Annotated in this window: 21 protein-coding genes; 14 read left to right on the top strand and 7 right to left on the bottom strand. The window is 60.4% G+C overall.

Annotated features, from left to right (window positions below):
* Window positions 1–14: 14 nt before the first annotated feature.
* Window positions 15–1,913 carry a methyl-accepting chemotaxis protein gene (locus AIOL_RS05900; protein ID WP_049642137.1) on the bottom strand — a complete coding sequence of 633 codons (1,899 nt, stop codon included), beginning with the start codon at window positions 1,911–1,913 and terminating at the stop codon, window positions 15–17.
* A 182-nt stretch (window positions 1,914–2,095) separates the two neighbouring features.
* A complete protein-coding gene (locus AIOL_RS05895) occupies window positions 2,096–3,658 on the bottom strand; it encodes a sulfatase family protein (protein ID WP_049642136.1) in 1,563 nt (520 codons plus the stop codon).
* 189 nt (window positions 3,659–3,847) lie between these two features.
* Here AIOL_RS05895 and AIOL_RS05890 point away from each other — a divergent pair, with 189 nt between their 5' ends.
* Window positions 3,848–4,036, top strand: coding sequence for a hypothetical protein (locus AIOL_RS05890; protein WP_049642135.1), 189 nt, complete (start codon window positions 3,848–3,850; stop codon window positions 4,034–4,036).
* 3 nt (window positions 4,037–4,039) lie between these two features.
* On the opposite strand, the gene AIOL_RS05885 is transcribed toward AIOL_RS05890, so the two are convergent.
* The 3 genes from AIOL_RS05885 to AIOL_RS05875 are packed head-to-tail and all read right to left on the bottom strand — an operon-like array spanning window position 4,040 to window position 5,772.
* Complete coding sequence (locus tag AIOL_RS05885) at window positions 4,040–4,561, bottom strand: CBS domain-containing protein (RefSeq protein WP_049642134.1); 522 nt, start codon at window positions 4,559–4,561, stop codon at window positions 4,040–4,042.
* 20 nt (window positions 4,562–4,581) lie between these two features.
* Entirely contained in the window at window positions 4,582–4,827 is a 246-nt protein-coding gene (gene nqrM / locus AIOL_RS05880; protein WP_049642133.1) for a (Na+)-NQR maturation NqrM, read from the bottom strand.
* Between the two features lie 18 nt (window positions 4,828–4,845).
* On the bottom strand, window positions 4,846–5,772 hold the full coding sequence (locus tag AIOL_RS05875) for an FAD:protein FMN transferase (protein ID WP_326973081.1): 927 nt from the start codon (window positions 5,770–5,772) through the stop codon (window positions 4,846–4,848).
* A gap of 275 nt (window positions 5,773–6,047) precedes the next feature.
* Here AIOL_RS05875 and AIOL_RS05870 point away from each other — a divergent pair, with 275 nt between their 5' ends.
* The 6 genes from AIOL_RS05870 to nqrF are packed head-to-tail and all read left to right on the top strand — an operon-like array spanning window position 6,048 to window position 11,896.
* A complete protein-coding gene (locus AIOL_RS05870; protein ID WP_049642131.1) occupies window positions 6,048–7,394 on the top strand; it encodes a Na(+)-translocating NADH-quinone reductase subunit A in 1,347 nt (448 codons plus the stop codon).
* Between the two features lie 3 nt (window positions 7,395–7,397).
* Window positions 7,398–8,597, top strand: coding sequence for an NADH:ubiquinone reductase (Na(+)-transporting) subunit B (locus tag AIOL_RS05865; protein ID WP_049642130.1), 1,200 nt, complete (start codon window positions 7,398–7,400; stop codon window positions 8,595–8,597).
* On the top strand, window positions 8,590–9,402 hold the full coding sequence (locus tag AIOL_RS05860; RefSeq protein WP_049642129.1) for a Na(+)-translocating NADH-quinone reductase subunit C: 813 nt from the start codon (window positions 8,590–8,592) through the stop codon (window positions 9,400–9,402). Before AIOL_RS05865 ends, AIOL_RS05860 begins: the two co-directional genes overlap by 8 nt.
* On the top strand, window positions 9,402–10,055 hold the full coding sequence (locus AIOL_RS05855) for an NADH:ubiquinone reductase (Na(+)-transporting) subunit D (protein ID WP_049642128.1): 654 nt from the start codon (window positions 9,402–9,404) through the stop codon (window positions 10,053–10,055). Before AIOL_RS05860 ends, AIOL_RS05855 begins: the two co-directional genes overlap by 1 nt.
* The gene (nqrE, locus tag AIOL_RS05850) at window positions 10,055–10,663 is read left to right on the top strand and encodes an NADH:ubiquinone reductase (Na(+)-transporting) subunit E (RefSeq protein ID WP_049642127.1); all 609 of its coding nucleotides are present in this window, start codon (window positions 10,055–10,057) and stop codon (window positions 10,661–10,663) included. Before AIOL_RS05855 ends, nqrE begins: the two co-directional genes overlap by 1 nt.
* A gap of 12 nt (window positions 10,664–10,675) precedes the next feature.
* The gene (gene nqrF, locus AIOL_RS05845) at window positions 10,676–11,896 is read left to right on the top strand and encodes an NADH:ubiquinone reductase (Na(+)-transporting) subunit F (protein ID WP_049642126.1); all 1,221 of its coding nucleotides are present in this window, start codon (window positions 10,676–10,678) and stop codon (window positions 11,894–11,896) included.
* Window positions 11,897–12,065: 169 nt separating this feature from the next.
* Here nqrF and AIOL_RS05840 read toward each other — a convergent pair whose 3' ends face one another.
* The gene (locus AIOL_RS05840; RefSeq protein ID WP_152912387.1) at window positions 12,066–12,737 is read right to left on the bottom strand and encodes a LysE family translocator; all 672 of its coding nucleotides are present in this window, start codon (window positions 12,735–12,737) and stop codon (window positions 12,066–12,068) included.
* 210 nt (window positions 12,738–12,947) lie between these two features.
* Here AIOL_RS05840 and AIOL_RS24250 point away from each other — a divergent pair, with 210 nt between their 5' ends.
* Together AIOL_RS24250 and AIOL_RS05835 are read left to right on the top strand one after the other, a co-directional pair.
* On the top strand, window positions 12,948–13,142 hold the full coding sequence (locus tag AIOL_RS24250) for a DUF1289 domain-containing protein (protein ID WP_082152435.1): 195 nt from the start codon (window positions 12,948–12,950) through the stop codon (window positions 13,140–13,142).
* Window positions 13,143–13,291: 149 nt separating this feature from the next.
* The gene (locus AIOL_RS05835) at window positions 13,292–14,332 is read left to right on the top strand and encodes an IS110 family transposase (protein ID WP_049641990.1); all 1,041 of its coding nucleotides are present in this window, start codon (window positions 13,292–13,294) and stop codon (window positions 14,330–14,332) included.
* A gap of 275 nt (window positions 14,333–14,607) precedes the next feature.
* Here the strand turns inward: AIOL_RS05835 and AIOL_RS05830 are convergent, their stop codons facing one another.
* On the bottom strand, window positions 14,608–14,817 hold the full coding sequence (locus tag AIOL_RS05830) for a DUF2218 domain-containing protein (RefSeq protein ID WP_235438910.1): 210 nt from the start codon (window positions 14,815–14,817) through the stop codon (window positions 14,608–14,610).
* Window positions 14,818–15,017: 200 nt separating this feature from the next.
* On the opposite strand from AIOL_RS05830, the gene AIOL_RS05825 reads away from it, so the two are divergent.
* From AIOL_RS05825 to AIOL_RS24875, 5 genes are all read left to right on the top strand, one after another.
* Entirely contained in the window at window positions 15,018–15,908 is an 891-nt protein-coding gene (locus tag AIOL_RS05825) for a siderophore ABC transporter substrate-binding protein (protein WP_049642124.1), read from the top strand.
* Window positions 15,909–16,868: an ABC transporter permease gene (locus AIOL_RS05820; RefSeq protein ID WP_235438909.1), complete on the top strand. Its 960-nt coding sequence runs from the start codon at window positions 15,909–15,911 to the stop codon at window positions 16,866–16,868.
* Between the two features lie 49 nt (window positions 16,869–16,917).
* Window positions 16,918–17,802 (top strand): iron chelate uptake ABC transporter family permease subunit, encoded by an 885-nt coding sequence (locus AIOL_RS05815; RefSeq protein WP_235438908.1) that lies wholly within the window; start codon window positions 16,918–16,920, stop codon window positions 17,800–17,802.
* Complete coding sequence (locus tag AIOL_RS05810) at window positions 17,799–18,551, top strand: iron ABC transporter ATP-binding protein (protein WP_049642122.1); 753 nt, start codon at window positions 17,799–17,801, stop codon at window positions 18,549–18,551. The genes AIOL_RS05815 and AIOL_RS05810 overlap by 4 nt, the downstream gene beginning before the upstream one ends.
* Before the next feature lie 358 nt (window positions 18,552–18,909).
* Window positions 18,910–19,149, top strand: a complete 240-nt coding sequence (locus AIOL_RS24875) for a hypothetical protein (protein WP_152912386.1) — start codon at window positions 18,910–18,912, stop codon at window positions 19,147–19,149.
* Window positions 19,150–19,487 lie beyond the last annotated feature (338 nt).

Raw genomic sequence — 19,487 nt, 5'->3', positions numbered from 1 at the left:
CTGTTTTGACTGGCTTACGGCGCCAGTTTCTGGATTTCGGTCATCAGCGAGTCCGCGCCATTCTTGAGGTCATCCGTCGATGTGACGATTGCATCAGAGGCGTTCACCGACTTTTCGGTGGCTTCAACGATGCTTTGGATGGCCTCGGTGACGTCGCGGGCAGCGGTCTGCTGCTCGCTCGCGGCGATAGAAATTTCGTTGATGGAATCTGTCGTGTCGTTGATTCCCCGCAGAATTTTCTTGAAGGCCTTGCCGGCCTCGCGCGAGACCTCGCTGCCTTGCGCCACGCGCTTGACCGTCTCGTTGATCAGCTTGCTGATCTCTTTGGTGGCCTGCGACGATCTCTCGGCCAGTTTACGTACCTCGTCCGCCACAACGGTGAACCCAAGACCGTGTTGGCCCGCGCGCGCGGCCTCAATCGCGGCGTTGAAGGCCAAGAGATTCGTCTGGCCGGCGATCTCACTGATGACCTTAACGATCTCGCTGATCTCCTCGGAGGACGCATTGATAAGGTCCATGGATTCGATCGAACGTTCGATCGCCTTGGAGCCGACATCAGCCTCTTCTTTGGTGTTTTGCGCAATCGTGTCGGAGTTGCGGCTGTTTTGCGCGATGGAATCGATGGACGCGCTCAGCTCCTCCACCGACGCGCTGATCTCTTCGGTTGTGCAGCCGAGTGTCTGAGCGCCCCCGGCCACAAACCTGGCTTGCTCCGAGATGTCTTGGGATTTCGTGGTGAAGTCTGCCGCGATGGCGATCACCTTCTGCTCCACCTGCTTTTGCGCCGAGATATTCGTCGCGAACTTCACCACCTTGTAGGGCTTGCCGTCGGCATCGAAGATCGGGTTGTAGGACGCGTTGATCCAGACCTCTTCGCCGGACTTGCTGAAGCGCTTGAACTCTCCGGTTGCGAAGTCGCCCGCCGCCAAGCTTGCCCAGAACGCGCGGTACTCGGCGGTATTGACATATTCGGGGTCGCAGAAGATGCGGTGATGCTTGCCCTGGATCTCGTCCAGCCCGTAGCCCACCGTCGCCAGGAAGTTCTCGTTGGCCGTCAGGATGGTGCCGTCCAGCTCGAACTCGATAACAGCCTGAGCCCGCCCAATCGCGACAATCTTGCCATCTTGGTCGGCGTGGCGGAGCTTTTCCTCGGTGATATTCGTGGCGAATTTCACCACCTTATAGGGCTTGCCGTCAGCATCGAAGATCGGGTTATAGGACGCGTTGATCCAGACCTCATCGCCTGACTTGCTGATGCGCTTGAACTCGCCGGTCGCGAAATCGCCCGCTGCCAAGCTTGCCCAGAACGCCCGGTACTCCGCCGTCTTGGCATAGTCTGGATCGCAGAAGATGCGGTGATGCTTGCCTTGGATCTCGTCCAGACCGTAGCCCACCGTCGCCAAAAAGTTCTCATTGGCCGTCAGGATCGTGCCGTCGAGTTCAAACTCGATGACAGCCTGGGCCCGCCCAATCGCGGCAATCTTGCCGTCCTGGTCGGCATTGCGGAGCTTTTCCTCGGTGATATTCGTCGCGAACTTCACCACTTTGTAAGGCTTGCCGTCGGCATCGAAGATCGGGTTGTAGGAGGCGTTGATCCAAACCTCTTCCCCGGTTTTGCCGATGCGCTTGAACTCGCCGGCAAAGAACTGCCCGGTGGCAAGCGTCATCCAGAAGTCCTTATAATCCTCCGACTTGGCATAGTCGGGGTCGCAGAACATGCGGTGATGTTTGCCCTGAATCTCGTCCAGCCCGTATCCCACCGTCGCCAAGAAGTTCTCATTGGCCGTCAGGATCGTGCCGTCGAGTTCAAATTCGATGACAGCTTGCACACGATCGATGGCTTCTGAAATCGCCTGGTACTCGTTGTCGCCCGCCGCGTCATGCGCCGGCGCCGCTGATTCGAGCTTTCCCACTGCTCTCACCCCTTTGTTAATGCCTCACTGGGGCGCACCGTACGACCAAAGGGTTCACAAAGCGTTTCCACGGCAAGGTTGAAGATGTCGCTCCGCTCATAGGTCCCGAAGAACGGGCATGCGGCGCAGCGCGGGGCCGGCTGGCCCATATGGTGCCACGCGCGCCGGTGTGAGCGCCGTCCTTAGGCCACGCGATGCGGCCGGGGGCCGGGTTCGATGGCCTCCAGCATCGCTTGACCCAGGGCGAACATCATCTGCGCCTTGGCCTGGGCGGCCTCGGGCTTGTCCCACAGGTTGTTGGTCTCGTTCGGGTCGCTGCGGCGATCGTAAAGCTCGCCCCGCGTCAGCCCCTTGTAGACGGTCATCCGGTGGCTGTCGGTGACCAGGTGGCGCATGTTGGGGCGCTCTGGCAGGCCGGGATAGGGCTTGTTCTCTTCATGCTCGATCAGCGCATAGTCGCGCGCCGCGGGGGCGCCGCTCAGCTGGCCAAGAAAGCTTTTGCCCTGCATGCCAAAGTAAGGCGCGATCCCGACGCGCTCTAGCAAGGTCGGCGCGATGTCCACCGAGGCCGCCAGGCCATCGGCGGTCTCGACCGCGCGCCCCTTGGGGTCCACCCAGATGAACGGCACGCGGTTCACGCTGTCATGGCCAAAGGGGCCCTTAAGCAGCAGGTTGAACGCGCCCATATAGTCGCCGTGGTCGCTGTTGAAGATGATGATCGTGTTGTCGGCCTTGCCCGATGCCTCCAGCGCGGCCAGGATCTCGCCAATGGCGTCATCGATCATGCTGATCATGCCCGCGGTCAGGGCCATGGCCTGCTTGATGTCGCCATCCGAGGCCAGGAAGGCCTGTTGCAGGGTCGCGGGCACCACGCCGGCCTCCATCAGCTCCTTCCATTTCACCAGTTGCTCGGGCGGGTTCTGATGCGCCTCATAGGGCAGGTCGACCGAGAAATCCTCGGGGTCATACATGTCCCAGTACTTGCCCGGCGGCGTGAACGGGTGGTGCGGATCGGGGAAGGACACGAAGGCAAAAAACGGGTCCTCGCTGTCCTTTTGATCGGCCAGATAGGCCTTGGCCTCTTCCTTGATATAGCTGGTGGGATAGAGCGCCTCGGGCAGCGGCGTGCGCACCGCCTGCGGGCAGGTGTAATCGTGCGGCAGCTGGTTGTCCCAGTCGCGCAGCGCCTGCCAGTCATCGGTCTGCCCGCGCAGCCATTGCAGGTAATGCCCGCCGCATTTGTCGGAATGGCTGGTAACCAGGCGCACATGCTGGAAGCCGTAATAGCCCTCGGGGAATTCGGTCGGCTCGAGCCCCTCAAAGTTGGAGCCCTGCTCGAGCCCGTAGGTGCCCACGCCGGGGGCGCTGGTCGCCTCGGGGAAGCTTGGATGCGCGCCGCCGGGCGCGGGCAGCGGGTTGGGGTTGAAGGGCTGCAGGTGGCTCTTGCCGATCTGGGCGGTGCGGTATCCCGCATCGGCCAACAGATCGACAAAGGTGTGGGCGTCCCTCGGCAGCGGCAGCCCGTTATGGCGCAGCCCGTTCACCGACGGGTAGCGCCCGGTGAAAATGGCGCCGCGATTCGGCATGCAGATCGGCGTGGTCACGTGGAACTGGGTGAACCGCGTCCCGCGCGCGGCCAGGCTGTCGATATGCGGCGTCTTCACCACCGGGTGCCCCGCGCAGCCCAGCCAGTCGGCGCGATGCTGGTCGGTGATGATGTAAAGGATGTTGGGCTGGTCGCTCATAATCTGGTGGCCTCGCTGCCGTTCTAAGGACCATAATGCAGGAAGAAGCGCGCGAAGGAAGCCGGAACCTTAACACCTGAAGCTGTCATCTGCGGGCGGAGCCGCGCCGCTGGACAATCCGGCGCCCACCTGCCAAGCGAGCGCGCGGACGGGGCGCGCGGCCCCGTGCCCATCTGAAGGCGCGCAAGCATGGATTTTGGAAGCCTCTCCCTGAGCCCCGCGGTCGCAACGATCCTGTTTTGCGTGACCTGCCTGGCGGGCTATCGCTACCGGCAGGTCTGGAAAGCCGAGGGGCCGCGCTATCAGTACTGGATCTTCGGCGGGATCGCCGCAGCGGGGCTGTTGGCGCTTGGGTTCATCCCGCTCGACCTGCCCTAGCGCCTAGCCGACGATCAACTGCTTGAGCTGCAGCGCCTCGTGTTCCAGCTGCGTCAGGCGGTGGTGGATCACGTCGCCGATGGTGACAACGCCGATCAGCTCCTCGCCCTCGCCCTCGACCACGGGCATGTGGCGGAAGCGCCCCGCGGTCATGCGCTTGAGCACCGACAGCAAGGGGTCATCGGGCGCGCAGGTCACGACCTTGCGGGTCATCACGTCGCCCACCTGCTGCGGCAGGGTCTGGCCCGGCGTCTCGGCCAGTTTGCGCACGATGTCGCGCTCTGACAGGATGCCCGCCAGCTTGCCCGCCCCGTCGGTGACCACCAGCGCGCCGATCCGGCGGTCGCGCAGCTCTTCGACGGCGCGGCCCAGCGTCTCTGTCGGGGTGATCGAGAAGACCTCGCCGCCCTTGCCGCCAAGGATATCGGCGACGGTCGGGTGGGCGTTCGATAGGTTCACGGATTGGCTCTTGGAGCCGGGCGCGGCCTGATCTTGCCGCATGGGAGACTGGTAAGACGTTGGCATGGCTAAAATCCCTTTCGGGATCAGCCTAGGCCATCTGCGCCCGCCCGCTCAAGCATCTTTCGCGCCCTGGGGCAGTCCGCCAGCCGCTCGCGCAGCGGCGAATCGGGGTCGATCTCTTTCTTGCAAACCAGGCACTGATCCGCGTCGCCGATGGCGTTCAGCCCGCCGCAGCTGCCCTTTATGCGCTTGTTCATCAAGATCACGCCAAGCGCCATGCCAAGCATGATCACCAGCAAGAGCACAAAGGACAGAACGAAGGTTTCCACTGGGTCAGGCCCCTTGGGTTAGGCGGTTAGTTTGTCGAAGGCCGGGCTCGAGAAGGTCTTGAACTTCAAGCCGTTGGCACCACCCGCGTCGCGCGCGACGAACTGCACTGCGATGTCATGGCGCTCGGCGATCTGAAGCCCGCGCTCGCGGCCCAGGATCAGCATCGCGGTGGACCAGGCATCCGCCAGCATGGCGTTCTCGGCCAGGACGGTGGCCGAGGCGGTGCTGTGCTGCACCGGCCGGCCTGTCGCGGGGTCGATCAGGTGCGAAAAGCGCTCGCCGTCCCGCTCAAAGTAGTTCCGGTAGTCGCCCGAAGAGGCAAGCCCCATCCCCGAGACCCCAACCACGCCCAGAACGCCCCGATTCGCGGCGTTGGGTGATTCGATGCCGATCTGCCAGGGCTGACCCTCGGGATTGCGGCCCGCGGCGTAAAGATCGCCGCCGATTTCGACCAGGAAGTCCTCAAGGCCCAGGGCCTGCAACGCGCGGCCCACATGGTCCGCGCCATAGCCCTTGCCGATGCCCGCCAGATAGACCTGGGCGTCGGCACGGGTCTTTTGCACCGCCCCCGCGCCCAGCTGTAGGCTGTTTTGATGGCCCGACCTGTCGCGCGCCTCGGCGATTGCGGCCTCGCTGGGCATGGCCTGCTCGCCCGGGGCGCCAAAGCCCCATAGCTCGATCAGCGGCCCCAAAGTGGTGTCGAACCGGCCCTCGCTGGCCGCGTTGACCTCCGCCGCGGCGGTCATAACCTGCGACAATTCCGGCGACATTTGCGTGGCGACGCCGGCGGGCGCGGCATTGAGTCGCGAGATCTCCGACCCAGCATCCCAGTTCGACATCGCGGCGTTCACATCGGCCAGCGCGGCGCTCACCGCGCGCTTGATGTCGGCCTCGTCCAGGCGGTTATCGTGGTCAACGGCCACGACCTTGTAGGTCGTACCCATGGAAAGCCCTACGATTTCAAGGACTTGCTGTCGGTTGATACAGGCTGCCAGCGCAAGCGGCATTACCATGAACGCGCGGCGAGAGAACGTATTCAGAGTGCTCACAGGCGGACCTTTCTGCAAAATTCGCGGCGTCGTAGTCGAATGTTTGACGTTTCTTCAAGCGCAATATCGTCATTCTTACAAAAATGCACTAGCAGTTTGGTTAATGCCTTTGTAAGCGACGGCATGCCGCGAGCAAAAATAAGAACGACACAGACTGGGGTTTGATAGTTTTGAAGCACTTCAAACTGCGCAAAGGCCTGGACCTGCCCATCACCGGGGCGCCTCGGGGCGAGATCGGCCCGGCGCCGACGGTCAGAACCGTCGCGGTTCTGGGCGATGATTACCTGGGGCTAAAGCCACGCATCACCGTCGAGGAGGGCGCCGCCGTGGTGCCCGGTACGCCGCTGATGTTTGACAAGAACATGCCCGAGGCGCAGGTCGTCTCGCCTGTTGCCGGACGCGTGCGGGCGATCAACCGCGGCGCGCGGCGCAAGCTGATCTCGATCGAGATCGACATTGATTCGGAAAACGGCGGCGCGCCGGTGGATTTCTCGTCCCTGGGCGACGCGAGCACCCGCGAGGGCCTCACAGAGCGGCTTTGCGCCGCGGGCCTGTGGACCTCGCTGCGCACGCGGCCCTATTCCAAGGTCCCCGCGCCGGGCTCCGCCCCGTCGGCGATCTACATCACCGCGATGGATACCGAGCCGCTGGCCGCCGATCCCGCGCTGGCGATCACTGAGAGCGCCGAGGCCTTCGCCAAGGGCGTCGAGACCGTGGCGCGCCTCAGCGACGGGCCGACATATCTCTGCCAGGGCGAGGGCGCGCCCCTGCCCGGCCATGACCTGCCCGGCGTCGAGGCCGCGCAGTTCAGCGGGCCGCACCCGGCGGGGCTTGCGGGCACGCATATGCATTTCCTGACCCCGCCCTCGGCGGACAGCGCCGTTTGGACCATCGGCTATCAGGACGTGATCGTGATCGGGCGGCTGATGCTGACCGGGCATTATGACGCCGCCTGCCTGGTGGCGCTGACCGGACCGGCCTGCAAGGAGCCACGGCTGGTGCGCAGCGTGATGGGCGCCTCGATGCTGGACCTCACGCAGGGCGATCTGCCCGAGGACCTGCCGGTGCGGCTGATCTCGGGCTCGGTGCTGAGCGGGCGCGCGGGCGCCGGCCCCAGCGCCTATCTGGGGCGCTACGCCCGCCAGATCACCGTGATCGAGGAAGACAAAAAGCAGATCCCGCTGGGCTGGATCCGGCCGATGTTTGCCAAATACGCCTTCCAGCCGGTGCTGGGCTCGGCCATGGCCAAAAAGCTCTACCCGCTGACCTCCAACCTCAATGGCGGGCGGCGCGCGATGGTGCCCCTGGGCACCTTCGAAGAGCTGATGCCGCAGGACTTCCTGCCGACGCAGCTTCTGCGGGCGCTGCTGGTGATGGACACCGATCAGGCGCAGCTGCTGGGCGCGCTGGAGCTGGACGAGGAAGACCTCGGGCTTGTAGGCTTCGCCTGCCCTGCGAAATACGAATACGGGCTCGCCCTGCGCGACTGCCTCACCAAGATCGAGAAGGAGGGCTAACCCATGGGCCTTCGCGATTTCTTTGACCGCATCGAGCCGCATTTCGAGAAAGGCGGCAAGTGGGAGCGCTACTTCCCCATCTACGAGATGGTCGAGAGCTTTCTCTACACCCCCAAGACGGTGACCACCGCCGCGCCGCATGCCCGCAGCTACATCGATATGAAGCGGATCATGACCTATGTGGTGCTGGCCACGGTGCCCTGCATCGTGATGGCGCTGTGGAACACCGGCTATCAGACGAATGTGGCGATTGCCGAGTTTGGGCCCTCGGGCTGGCGCGCGGCGATCATCGGCGGTCTGGGGATCGGGTTCGACCCGGCCAACCCCATCGCCTGCATGCTGCATGGGCTGCTCTATTTCCTGCCGATCTACATCGTCACGCTGGTGGCGGGCGGCGTCTTCGAGGTGATCTTTGCCACCGTGCGAAAGCATGAGGTGAACGAGGGCTTCCTGGTCTCATCGATGCTCTACGCGCTGATCGTGCCCGCCACGACGCCGCTGTGGCAGGTGGCCCTGGGCATCATCTTTGGCGTGGTCATCGGCAAGGAGGTGTTCGGCGGCACCGGCAAGAACTTCCTGAACCCGGCGCTGACGGGGCGGGCGTTCCTCTATTTCGCCTACCCCGCGCAGCTTTCGGGCGACGCGGTCTGGGTGCCGGTGGACGGCTTCACCGGGGCCACGGCGCTGGCGGTCTCGGCGGCGGACGGGTTTCAAGAGCTTGCCGCGCGCGGCATGACCTGGTGGGACAGCTTCCTGGGCTTCATCCCGGGCTCGATGGGCGAGACGTCGACGCTGGCCTGCGCGCTGGGGCTGGTGTTCCTGCTGGCCACGAAGATCGCGAATTACCGCATGGTGCTGGGCTGCTTGGCGGGCATGATCGCCTTCTCGGCGCTGCTGAACTGGATCGGGTCCGAGACAAACCCGATGTTCGCCATGCCCTGGTACTGGCACCTGGTGACGGGCGGCTTCGCCTTTGGGCTGGTGTTCATGGTGACCGAGCCCGTGTCGGGCGCGCATACCAATATGGGGCGCTATATCTACGGCGCGCTGATCGGCTTCATGGTGGTGATGATCCGGGTTATCAACCCGGCCTTCCCCGAGGGGATGATGCTGGCGATCCTGTTCGGGAATGTCTTTGCGCCGCTGATCGACTATTTTGTGGTGCAGGCCAATATCAAGCGGAGGGCAAAGCGACATGCCTGACGAGAACGAACAGCAGCCCAAGGGCTTCATACGCCGCTTCCTGGACGCGCCGCCCGACAGCGTCGGCAAGACGATCTTTGTGGCCGTCGCGGTCTGCCTTGTGGCCTCGATGGTGGTGTCGGCGACGGCGGTCTCGCTGCGCCCGATCCAAGAGGTCAACGCGCTGAAGGACAAGCAGATCAACATCCTGCAGGTGGCCGGGATCTACGACCCCGGCACGGATGTGATCGAGGCGTTCCAGGCCTTCGAGCCGCAGGTGCTCGAGCTTGCCACGGGCAGCTTCACCGACCAGTTCGACCCGGCCAGCTTTGACGACCGCGCCGCGGCGGATGACCCGGCGACCTCCGTGGCGCTGGAGGACGACCCGGCGGGCATCGTGCGCCAGGGCAAGTTCGTGACCGTGTACCTGCTGCGCGACGAGGCGGGCGCCATCGACAAGGTGATCCTGCCGCTGCATGGCTACGGGCTTTGGTCCACGCTCTACGGCTTCATCGCCCTGGAGGAGAACGGCAACGACATCTTTGGCCTGCAGTTCTACGAGCATGGCGAGACGCCGGGCCTGGGCGCCGAGGTGGACAACCCGCGCTGGAAGGCGCTCTGGAACGGCAAGAAGCTGGCCGATGCGGCGGGCGAAATGCAGATCACGGTCGCCAGGACCGCGCCGCCCGCAGGCCCCGAGCACCATATCGACGCGCTGGCGGGCGCGACGCTGACCACCGTCGGCATCGACAACCTGGTGAAATTCTGGATGGGTGAGGCAGGGTATCAACCCTTCCTCGCCAACCTGAAAGCAGGAGGCATCTGATGGCCCATAAACGCAGGGAAATGCTGCTCGATCCGCTGGTTGATAACAACCCGATCACGCTGCAGGTGCTGGGGATCTGCTCGGCGCTGGCGGTGACCTCGTCGCTGCAGGTGGCGTTCGTGATGTCGCTGGCGGTGATCTTCGTGACCGGGTTCTCGTCGATGTTCATCTCGTTGATCCGCAACCAGATCCCGGGCTCGATCCGGATCATCGTGCAGATGGTGATCATCGCGAGCCTGGTGATCCTGGTGGATCAGATCCTGAAGGCCTACGCGTTCGAGATCTCCAAGACGCTCAGCGTCTTCGTGGGGCTGATCATCACCAACTGCATCGTGATGGGCCGGGCCGAGGCCTTCGCCATGAAGAACCCGCCGCTGGAGAGCTTCATCGACGGGGTCGGCAACGGCATGGGCTATGGGCTGATCCTGATGATGGTGGGCGTGATCCGCGAGCTGTTCGGCTCGGGCAGCCTGTTTGGCACCACCATCTTTGAGACGGTCAATAACGGCGGCTGGTACGTGCCCAACGGGCTCTTGCTGCTGCCGCCGTCAGCGTTCTTCATCATCGGGCTGATCATCTGGGGCTTCCGCGCCTGGAAGCCGGCCCAGGTCGAGGAGCGCGAGTATAAGATCCAAACGGTCGAGGCGCACTGATGGAAGAGCTGATCTCCCTCGCGGTCAAGGCGATCTTTGTCGAGAACCTGGCGCTGTCCTTCTTTCTGGGCATGTGCACCTTCATTGCGGTCAGCAAGAAGATCTCGACGGCCATTGGCCTGGGCATCTCGGTGATGGTGGTGCAGTCCATCACGGTGCCCGCCAACAACCTGATCCTGGGCTACCTGCTGGCGCCGGGCGCGCTGGCCTGGGCGGGATTCCCGGATGTGGACCTGACCTTCCTGGGGCTGATCAGCTATATCGGCGTGATCGCGGCGCTGGTGCAGATCCTCGAGATGGTGCTCGATAAGTACTTCCCGCCGCTCTACAACGCGCTGGGGGTGTTCCTGCCGCTGATCACGGTGAACTGCGCGATCCTGGGCGGCTCGCTGTTCATGGTGGAGCGCAGCTATGACTTCACCGAGAGCGTCACCTACGGCGTCTCCTCGGGCTTTGGCTGGGCGCTGGCGATCACCGCAATGGCGGGCGTGCGCGAGAAGCTGAAATACTCTGACATCCCCGACGGCCTGCAGGGCCTCGGCATCACCTTCATCACCGCCGGGCTGATGGCCATGGCGTTCATGTCCTTCTCTGGCGTGAAACTGTAAGGGGCGCGTTTCATGGCGACATTCGGTCTTGGTATCCTGCTCTTCACCCTGATCGTGCTGGCGCTTGTGGGGGTGATCCTCATGGCGCGCTCGCGGCTGGTCTCGACGGGCAATGTGAACATCACCATCAATGGCGAGAAGACCATCAGCGTGCCCGCGGGTGGCAAGCTGCTGCAGACGCTGGCCGAGCAGAAGCTGTTCGTGCCCTCGGCCTGCGGCGGCGGCGGCACCTGCGCGCAGTGCCGGGTGCGGATCCACTCCGGGGGCGGCTCGATCCTGCCCACCGAGGAGAGCCACATCACCAAGCGCGAGGCCTCCTGCGGTGACCGGCTGTCCTGCCAGGTCGCGGTCAAGCAGGACATGGAGGTCGAGGTCCCCGAGGAGGTCTTTGGCGTCAAGAAATGGGAGTGCACCGTGCGCTCCAACGACAATGTCGCGACCTTCATCAAGAACCTGGTGCTGGAGCTGCCCGAGGGCGAGGACGTGAACTTTCGCGCCGGCGGCTACATCCAGATCGAGGCGCCCAAGCACAGCCTGGAATACACCGAGTTCGACGTGCAGGAGGAGTACCGCGAGGACTGGGACAAGTTTAACCTCTGGCAGTACAAGTCCACCGTGGATGAGCCCATCGAGCGCGCCTATTCCATGGCCAACTACCCCGACGAGAAGGGGCTTATCATGCTGAACGTGCGGGTGGCCTCGCCGCCCCCGGGCTCTGATGTTCCGCCGGGGCTGATGTCCTCCTACATCTTCAACCTCAAGCCCGGCGATAAGGTGACCATCTCTGGCCCGTTCGGCGAGTTCTTCGCCCGCGAGACCCAGAAAGAGATGGTCTTCATCGGCGGCGGCGCGGGCATGGCGCCGATGCGCAGCCACATCTTCGACCAGCTCAAGCGGCTGAAGAACCGCGACCGAAAGATCACCTTTTGGTACGGCGCGCGCTCGAAGAAAGAGATGTTCTTTGTCGAGGATTTCGACAGCCTCGCCGCGGAGTTCGACAACTTCACCTGGCACGTGGCTTTGTCAGACGCGCTGCCCGAGGATGACTGGGACGGCTATACCGGCTTCATCCATAACGTGCTGCATGACGAGTACCTCAAGGACCACCCGGCGCCTGAGGATTGCGAGTTCTACATGTGCGGCCCGCCGATCATGAACTCCAGCTGCATCAATATGCTGGTCGAGCTCGGCGTGGACCGCGAGGACATCATGCTGGACGATTTCGGCGGATAAGCCGGGCCTCGCAGCTTGGAACCGAAAGGCGCTGCCCACCAGGGCGGCGCCTTTTGCGTTCTACGATCCGAACATACACATCCGTCAAGGGGCGGTGAACGTCCGGCCAGAGCCCTCTTTGACCGATGCTGCAACCTGAATGAACGTCAGCTTTGTAGCTCGGCTCTATTTAACCCGAGCGACGCTGTGACGCTGCCAGTGCGCCTCCAAGCGCGATCAGGATGCCGCCGCCTACCGCTTCTATCAATTCAATGACACGCTCCTTCATGAGGCGTGCAGACAGCGCGGAAGCAAAGCCGTAGAAGACAAGTATTGGAAGTTCCAACAGAACCGAGACGACGCCAAGAATAACTAGCTGGGCGGCGACATTCCCGTCAGGTGATATGAATTGCGGGAGGATCGCCACAAAGAATAAGATATTCTTTGGATTTGATGCCTGAAGGGTGAATCCCTGCCAATAAGATTTGACCGGAGTTTGCGGAACCTTTGGCGCAGCGGCTTTCGCGTCTGACAAGTCCAGGCCTTCACCCAAGGATCGTTTTTGCCAGAGGTGTTTTGCCAGTGGCATGATCATTCCAACGCCAAGAAACACTAGATAGGCAGCGCCTATCCATTTGATTATGGTAAAAAGGGTGGCGCTAGCGACAATCAAGGCCCCGATCCCGAGTGCGGACAGTGTGAAGAAGATCGCGTTCGTTGACAGGATCCCCAACGTCGCCATGAAGCCGATGCGAAATCCCTGACGCATGGACAACCCAATCACCAGCAGCACCGCCGGTCCCGGCGTGAGCGAAAGCAGGAACTCAGTCAGAGCAAACAAAGCCAGTGTGTTGAGGTCCATTAAAATCTCCACTCAGTATTCCCAATAAGCATCTTGGATTTCAGTGAAATTGACCAGACTAAAACTTTAAAAGCCGACATTGGCGTGCTCGCAGCGAAGGTTGAAAAAGTCCGCACAGCAGTCATTTAGGCCCAAAGCGACGCCACCTCTTGTAGCAACGCGGTCATTGCAATTATTGACCTCCCGCGCCCTTACGGTAAACACACGGCCATGAAAAAACGCAAAAGTCCCTGCATCGATGTTTGTGAGTTTACTGGCCCTAGCGGGTGGTGTCTCGGCTGCGGCCGCACACGAGAGGAATGCGTAAAGTGGAAGAAAATGAAGCCTTACGAAGCAAATATCATCGAGAAGGAACTAAACCGTCGCATGGCTAAAATGACCCAAACACCGCCTAAGCTGCACTGAGGCTGTTGCGGCATGGCCGCTCTGAGCCCAATTTGCCGAATCTCTGCGCAGCGGTTAAAGACATGGTGTGATTGCGGCGGTCGCTCTCCCAAGGCGAACGAGGTCCGATAGTATCAGCCTCACAAAACCAGCCGTGAAGGAGAACGACCTTGTCACATTATGTAGGCCTTGATGTTTCCGTCAAAGAAGTTTCGATCTGCGTGGTGAACATCGAAGGCGATGTTATAGCGCGGGGATCGGTCGCGACCGACCCTGACCAAATATCCAACTTCATTGCAGAGCACGCCGCAGCAGCCGAACGGGTTGTGCATGAGAGCGGGATTTTGGCGATCTGGCTGACCCGCGAACTCGACAAGCGCGGCGTGCCGATCATCTGCATTGATGCCAGATTGGCGCATAAGGCCTTGTCTGGTCGCATCAACAAGACGGATCGAGGCGATGCTGAAGGTCTTGCGCATCTGGCTCGGACCGGTTGGTTCACCCCTGTGCATATCCGCAGCGAAGCTTCGGAAAGGGTTCGGGTTCTGATCGGCACACGAGAGCGCCTGATCCGGATGCGCAAGGACCTGGAGGCCCATGTCCGCGGCGTTCTCAAGACCTTCGGCATCCGGATGACCGCAATCCAGCGATCAAACCAGCGCGGTGGGTTCCGCGACCAGCTTGCTCAGGCCGGGCAAACCGATCTGGCGATTGAGCTCATGGCGGACGCCTTCAACCCGATCCACAGGGCGCTCTGCGCGGCAGCAGACGCGATGGAAGACGAGCTGCGCGAGATCGCGCGTGGCAGTGACCTCGCTCAAAGGCTTATGACTGTTCCGGGAGTAGGACCCGTGGTGGCCCTTTCCTACATCGCCACGCTGGACAATGAGGCTCGTTTCAAGCGCGCGACCGACGTCGGGGCCTTCCTCGGCCTCACCCCGAGGCGATTCCAATCCGGCGATACAGATTGGTCCGGGCGGATAAGTAAGTGTGGAGATCGCGACCTCCGTCGCCTCCTGTACGCAGCGGGGTTCACCCTGATCAGCCAGGTGCGCCGCGCCTCGCCACTGCGAGCCTGGGCCGTTCGATTGAGTGAAAGGAAAGGCATCAAACATGCAGCCGTCGCCGCAGCCAGAAAGCTTGCTGTGATTATGCTGCGTATCTGGCGAGACGGCACAACCTTCCACGCAACAAGGGAGGTGCGAGCCTAGAAACCTCAACAGAAACCTCGCCTAAGGGCGGGTCAGACGTCCCTCGGGACGGTGGCAGATCGAGCCAGCCAAAGCGGTCGCGGTGGTCAAACGAAGACCAACCTCGTGAATGACATTTTGGACGATCAACCCCGAACGCCATCATGAAGCGGCACGACCGACTTCGAAGAGAACCACGACCCCGGCGGACACGCGACCCAATCAACTTGACACAGCCGCAAACAGAGAACCGCTTTAGGCAAAGATAAGAATGGCGCGATGTCGAAATCTGGCGATCAATTGGTGTTGGTCCAGTCCATCGCTTTAAAGTCTTCCCGGAATGCGAACTTTTTCAGATGGCAATCTATGATTGATTGTGCCCTTGGGCGATCATCGAGATCATTCAATTCGATGGAGATGCGCAGGCCCTCTCTATTCGCTGTCATCTGTGCCGCTCCGACGGGCAATGCGGCTTGACCGGTGGTTTCATCATGTACCACATCCATTCTATGGCCAAAGTGTTGGCACAACTGGGAGATATTTCGAAGCGTTCGGTGTGGCGAAGTAACCAATGATAAGCGGCATTTCTTCCATTCCTGACTTTAACACTCAACCACTCTGGACTCGCCTACTCCTTCGGAATAATCGAGCCCAAATCGCGACGCCAACCGCCCCGGCCAGCCACGCGCAACCATGAGGGAATCAAATGCTTCGTACCGCAATCTTCGCCAGCGCATTGGCGGCCGCACCGGCTCTTGCAGAAACAATCACAATCGATACCTACACCGGCCCAGTCGAGGTTGAGGCCCAGCCCGCCAAGATCGCCGTTTTTGACATCGGCGCTTTAGATACGCTCGACGCGCTTGGGGTCAACGTGTCGGGGGTCGTCGGACCTTTGTTCGTCGACTACGTCACCGACACGGCCGAAGATGCCGACAAAGTCGGTTCTTTGTTTGAGCCGGATTATGAGGCTATCGCAGGCGGTGACTATGACCTTTTGATCGCCGCAGGCCGGTCCTCACGGGTCGCGCCTGATCTTGCAAAGATTGCCCCGACAATTGACATGACCATCTTGGACGACACGGTTGGCGAAGGTCTCGATCGTCTTGATGCCTATGGTGAAATCTTCGGCAAACAGGATGAGGCCGCGGCCCTGCGGGCGGATTTTGATGTTGCACTATCGGACGCGAAAGAAGCTGTTGCCGGCCAAGGCAATGCACTGATCGTGATGACCAACGGTCCGACTGTGTCAGCTTATGGTGCGTCCGGCCGGTTTGGTTGGCTGCATACGGCGCTGGACCTGCCAGAAGCTGTGGTAGAAGTCGAACAGGCCACGCATGGCGAGGCAATCAGCTTCGAATTCATCCGCGAAGCGAACCCCGATATTCTGATTGTCGTGGATCGTGCGGCTGCCGTCGGTAAAGACGCCGAAGCTGCCGCCACTACGCTGGATAACGCGCTGGTGCAGGAAACGAACGCGTGGCAATCGGGCAAGGTGATCTACCTCGATCCGGCACCGCTTTACATCGCGCGGGGCGGGATCCAGTCCATGATCGGCACATTGGGGGAAATCACTGCCGCCTTCTCGGGCAGCTAATTGGCACCGAAACGCATCTTTTGGGCGGGCCTTGTCGGGCTTGCCCTTTTTTCTATCCTGTCCCTCTTTGTGGGGGTCATAGAGGTGTCACCCATTAGCCTTTGGCGGGACCCAGAGGCGTTAGAAGTCCTGATCATCAGTCGCTTTCCCAGAACAGTCGCGGCATTGATCACCGGTGCAACACTGGCGATTGCAGGGGCGATCATGCAGATGCTGGTGCGCAACCGCTTCGTTGAACCGATGACGGCAGGCACTGGGCAGGGGGCAGCACTTGGCATCCTTCTGGTGACGCTTTTCCTGCCGAGCGCCCCGATTTTCACGAAAATGATGATCGCAACAAGCGTTGCATTGATCACAAGTCTTGGTTTCCTGGCGATTGTACGAAAGCTGCCTTCGACCCAGCCAATGCTGGTCCCCTTGGTGGGGCTTATCTACGGCGGCATTCTGGGAGCCGGCGTAACCTTCGTCGCCTATCAGGCCGACCTTCTTCAATATATTGGCGTCTGGATGAACGGCGAGCTCTCTGGCGTCTTGCAAGGCCGCTATGAGTTGCTTTGGATTGCAGCGGCAGTTGGCGCATTAACCTATTTTGCTGCGGATCAATTTGCGATTGTGGGCCTTGGTCGCACGACGTCCGTAAATCTGGGACTGAATTATGGACAGGTTGTTCTGATCGGGCTGCTCGCGATTTCTCTGGTGTCGGCCCTGACGGTGACGACGGTGGGCATGATCCCCTTTGTCGGCCTTGTGGTGCCCAACATCGTCTCGCGCCTTGCCGGTGATAACCTTCGCGCAACGCTGCCAATCGTGGCCTTGATCGGCGCAGTCCTGACACTTGTTTCAGACATCTTGGGACGGGTTCTGCGATTTCCGTTCGAGATACCCGTTGGCACGGTCTTTGGTATGATTGGCGCAATCCTCTTTCTTTGGCTTTTGTATCGGGGTCCCCGCCATGGCTAGGCGCTTATGGCTATTGGTGGCGCTGCTGGGGCTGTGTTGCATGCTCTACATGACCTGGGGCGCCCGCGCGCCGTGGGGTTTTGTGCTGCCTTTTCGGGGAACCAAACTCGCGGCCCTGCTGCTGGTGGGCGTTTCTGTGTCCACGGCGACATTGATGTTCCAAACGATCACGCAGAACCGCATTCTAACGCCCTCGATCATGGGCTTTGATGCGCTCTATGTCTTCTTACTGACGTCGGCGGTCTTTGCTTTTGGGGGCATGAACTTTGTGCAGGTGCAGCCTCAGATAACGTTTCTTGTGGCAGCCGTCGCGCTCACCTGTGCGTCATTGCTGCTGTTCAGCACAATGCTGATCACAGCACGCTCGGACCTGTTGCGCATGGTTCTGACGGGCATCATCTTTGGGGCGTTGTGTCGGTCGCTGACATCTTTCTTGCAACGGATGATGGACCCAAACGAATTTGCTGTGGTCCAGGTCGCGTCCTTCGCGCGGTTTACGCAGATTGAAACAGATCTTTTGGCGCTGGCTGCCGTCATCACATCTTTCGTCTTCGCGCGTGCCTGGCAGCTGCGACACCGGCTGGATGTTCTGGCGCTTGGTCGGGGAACCGCCATAACGCTGGGCGAACCCCCACGCAGGTTGGAACTAGAGGTCCTGATCCTCATCGCAATCCTTGTCTCAGTCTCGACCGCCCTTGTGGGACCGGTCGCGTTCCTTGGGCTTCTGGTGGTCAGCATCGCCCGCCTTATCACTCGGACCGAGACACATCGCTATCTGTTCCCATCGGCAGCCTTAATCGCGGGGGTCACACTTGTCGGGGGGCAATTGTTGATGGAGCGCGTCTTTCAGCTCACGACGCCGTTGTCGGTTGTAATTGATCTGGTTGGCGGGCTGGTTTTTTTGATGCTTCTTCTGAAAGGTCTACGACGTTGATCAAGATTGAAAACCTGTCCCATCAGATCGGGGGCAAGCCGATCTTGTCCGGCATCAATGCCGACATTCCTCGCGCTGGCATAACGGCGCTTATCGGCCCCAACGGCGCGGGAAAATCCACCCTGCTATCGCTGATTGCACGGCTCGAACGCATTCAATTGGGCACTGTCCATGTGGACGATTTACAGATCGGGCAGTGTTCCGACCGAGAACTGGCGCAGCGCCTGTCGATCCTGCCGCAAATGCCTGATCAACCGCTGCGGCTCACAGTGCGCGAATTGGTGAACTTTGGACGCCATCCTTATCATGCAGGCCGTCCCAGCGCAGCTGATCATGCGAAAGTCAAAGAGGCGATTGAAGTTCTTGGGATAGAAGATCTGGCCGATCGGTCTCTTGAAACTTTGTCCGGTGGACAGCGTCAACGTGCCCAAATCGCGATGATCTTTGCCCAAGACACAACGTACATGCTTCTCGACGAGCCGCTCAACAACCTCGACCTCGCTGGCAGCCGAACCTTGATGCGAATATTGAGAAGAGTAAGCGACGATCATGGCAAAACAATCGTCATTGTTGTCCATGACATCAATATCGCTTCGCGGTACGCGGACCGAGTCGTCGCCATGAAAGGTGGTCGGATTGCGAGGCAAGGATCTCCAATAGAAGTGATTGATGCAGCCCTTATTCGGGATGTTTTTGAAACTGATGCAGAATTAATTGAAATAGACGGCGGCCGGATCGTACTAAGCTAGAGCCTCAAATAGTGGGTCTTGCAGCTCTTCTCTGCAGTACTAAGCGATCGCCAGACGGTGTTGCGATTAGTATGTGATTAAAAGTCTGCGAACATCGACAATCCAGCAAAATCCGTTGCCACGACGCAAAAGCGGCCATTAGCACAGCCGCAGCGGAAGTGCGCTATGTCCGCGACCCGGTCATTTCCAAATTCGATGTTCTGCCGATGAGCGCCAATGTCCGCAATGCGGGCTGCGACTGCAGCATCAGAACGCCGTGATCAATGTCGGTTTTGGGCCGTTGCAATCACTCCGGTAAGGACGATACCTTTTAGGGGCAAATAGGAATTTCGCTTTTACCGAATACGAAGGTTTCGAAATGGCAAGAGACATAGAAGCATTGACAACCGTATATGACGAAGTCTGCCGCGCACATGACGGAATAGCGGACTTTCGCGCAAAACTCTTGACCGTCCTTCCATTCGCTTCTGGGAGGGGCATCAATCTTCTCCTTGGTGGCGAAGACGCAAATGCTAACGAACATCTTGGTGCAATCGGACTTTTTGGCGCATTTGTTACGATTGGTCTGTTTATCTATGAGCTGCGCGAAATTCAGTGATGCAATTCTCTAAGCAATTGTGGTCGTAATCTGGAAAATGAACTCCTTTGACAAGAAAACCATACAGGCACTTTCATTGGGGAGCCGGACTCCGCGTACTTTTTTATTGGGAACACTTGGGCTTCGATTCTCACATACAGTTCTGTTATCAGCGCGTGGGTCTATGTCGCTCTGGTTGGAGTGCACGTCCAGCACGTCTTGCTACTCACGGTTGTTTCCTGGACCCTATTGGTTTTCGTCGGCAACTGCATTCGCGTTCGTCAGAACAATATTCTTAAAAAGCGAATTGCCGATGCAAAGAAAAACGCAATGCAGGGTCAATCAGCCGTCTAGAGTCA

Source organism: Candidatus Rhodobacter oscarellae (assembly GCF_001078595.1).
GTDB classification, from domain to species: Bacteria; Pseudomonadota; Alphaproteobacteria; order Rhodobacterales; family Rhodobacteraceae; genus Rhodobacter_B; species Rhodobacter_B oscarellae.
The sequence above is the reverse complement of the archived record's forward strand: the minus strand, read 5'-3'. Positions and strand labels throughout refer to the sequence as shown.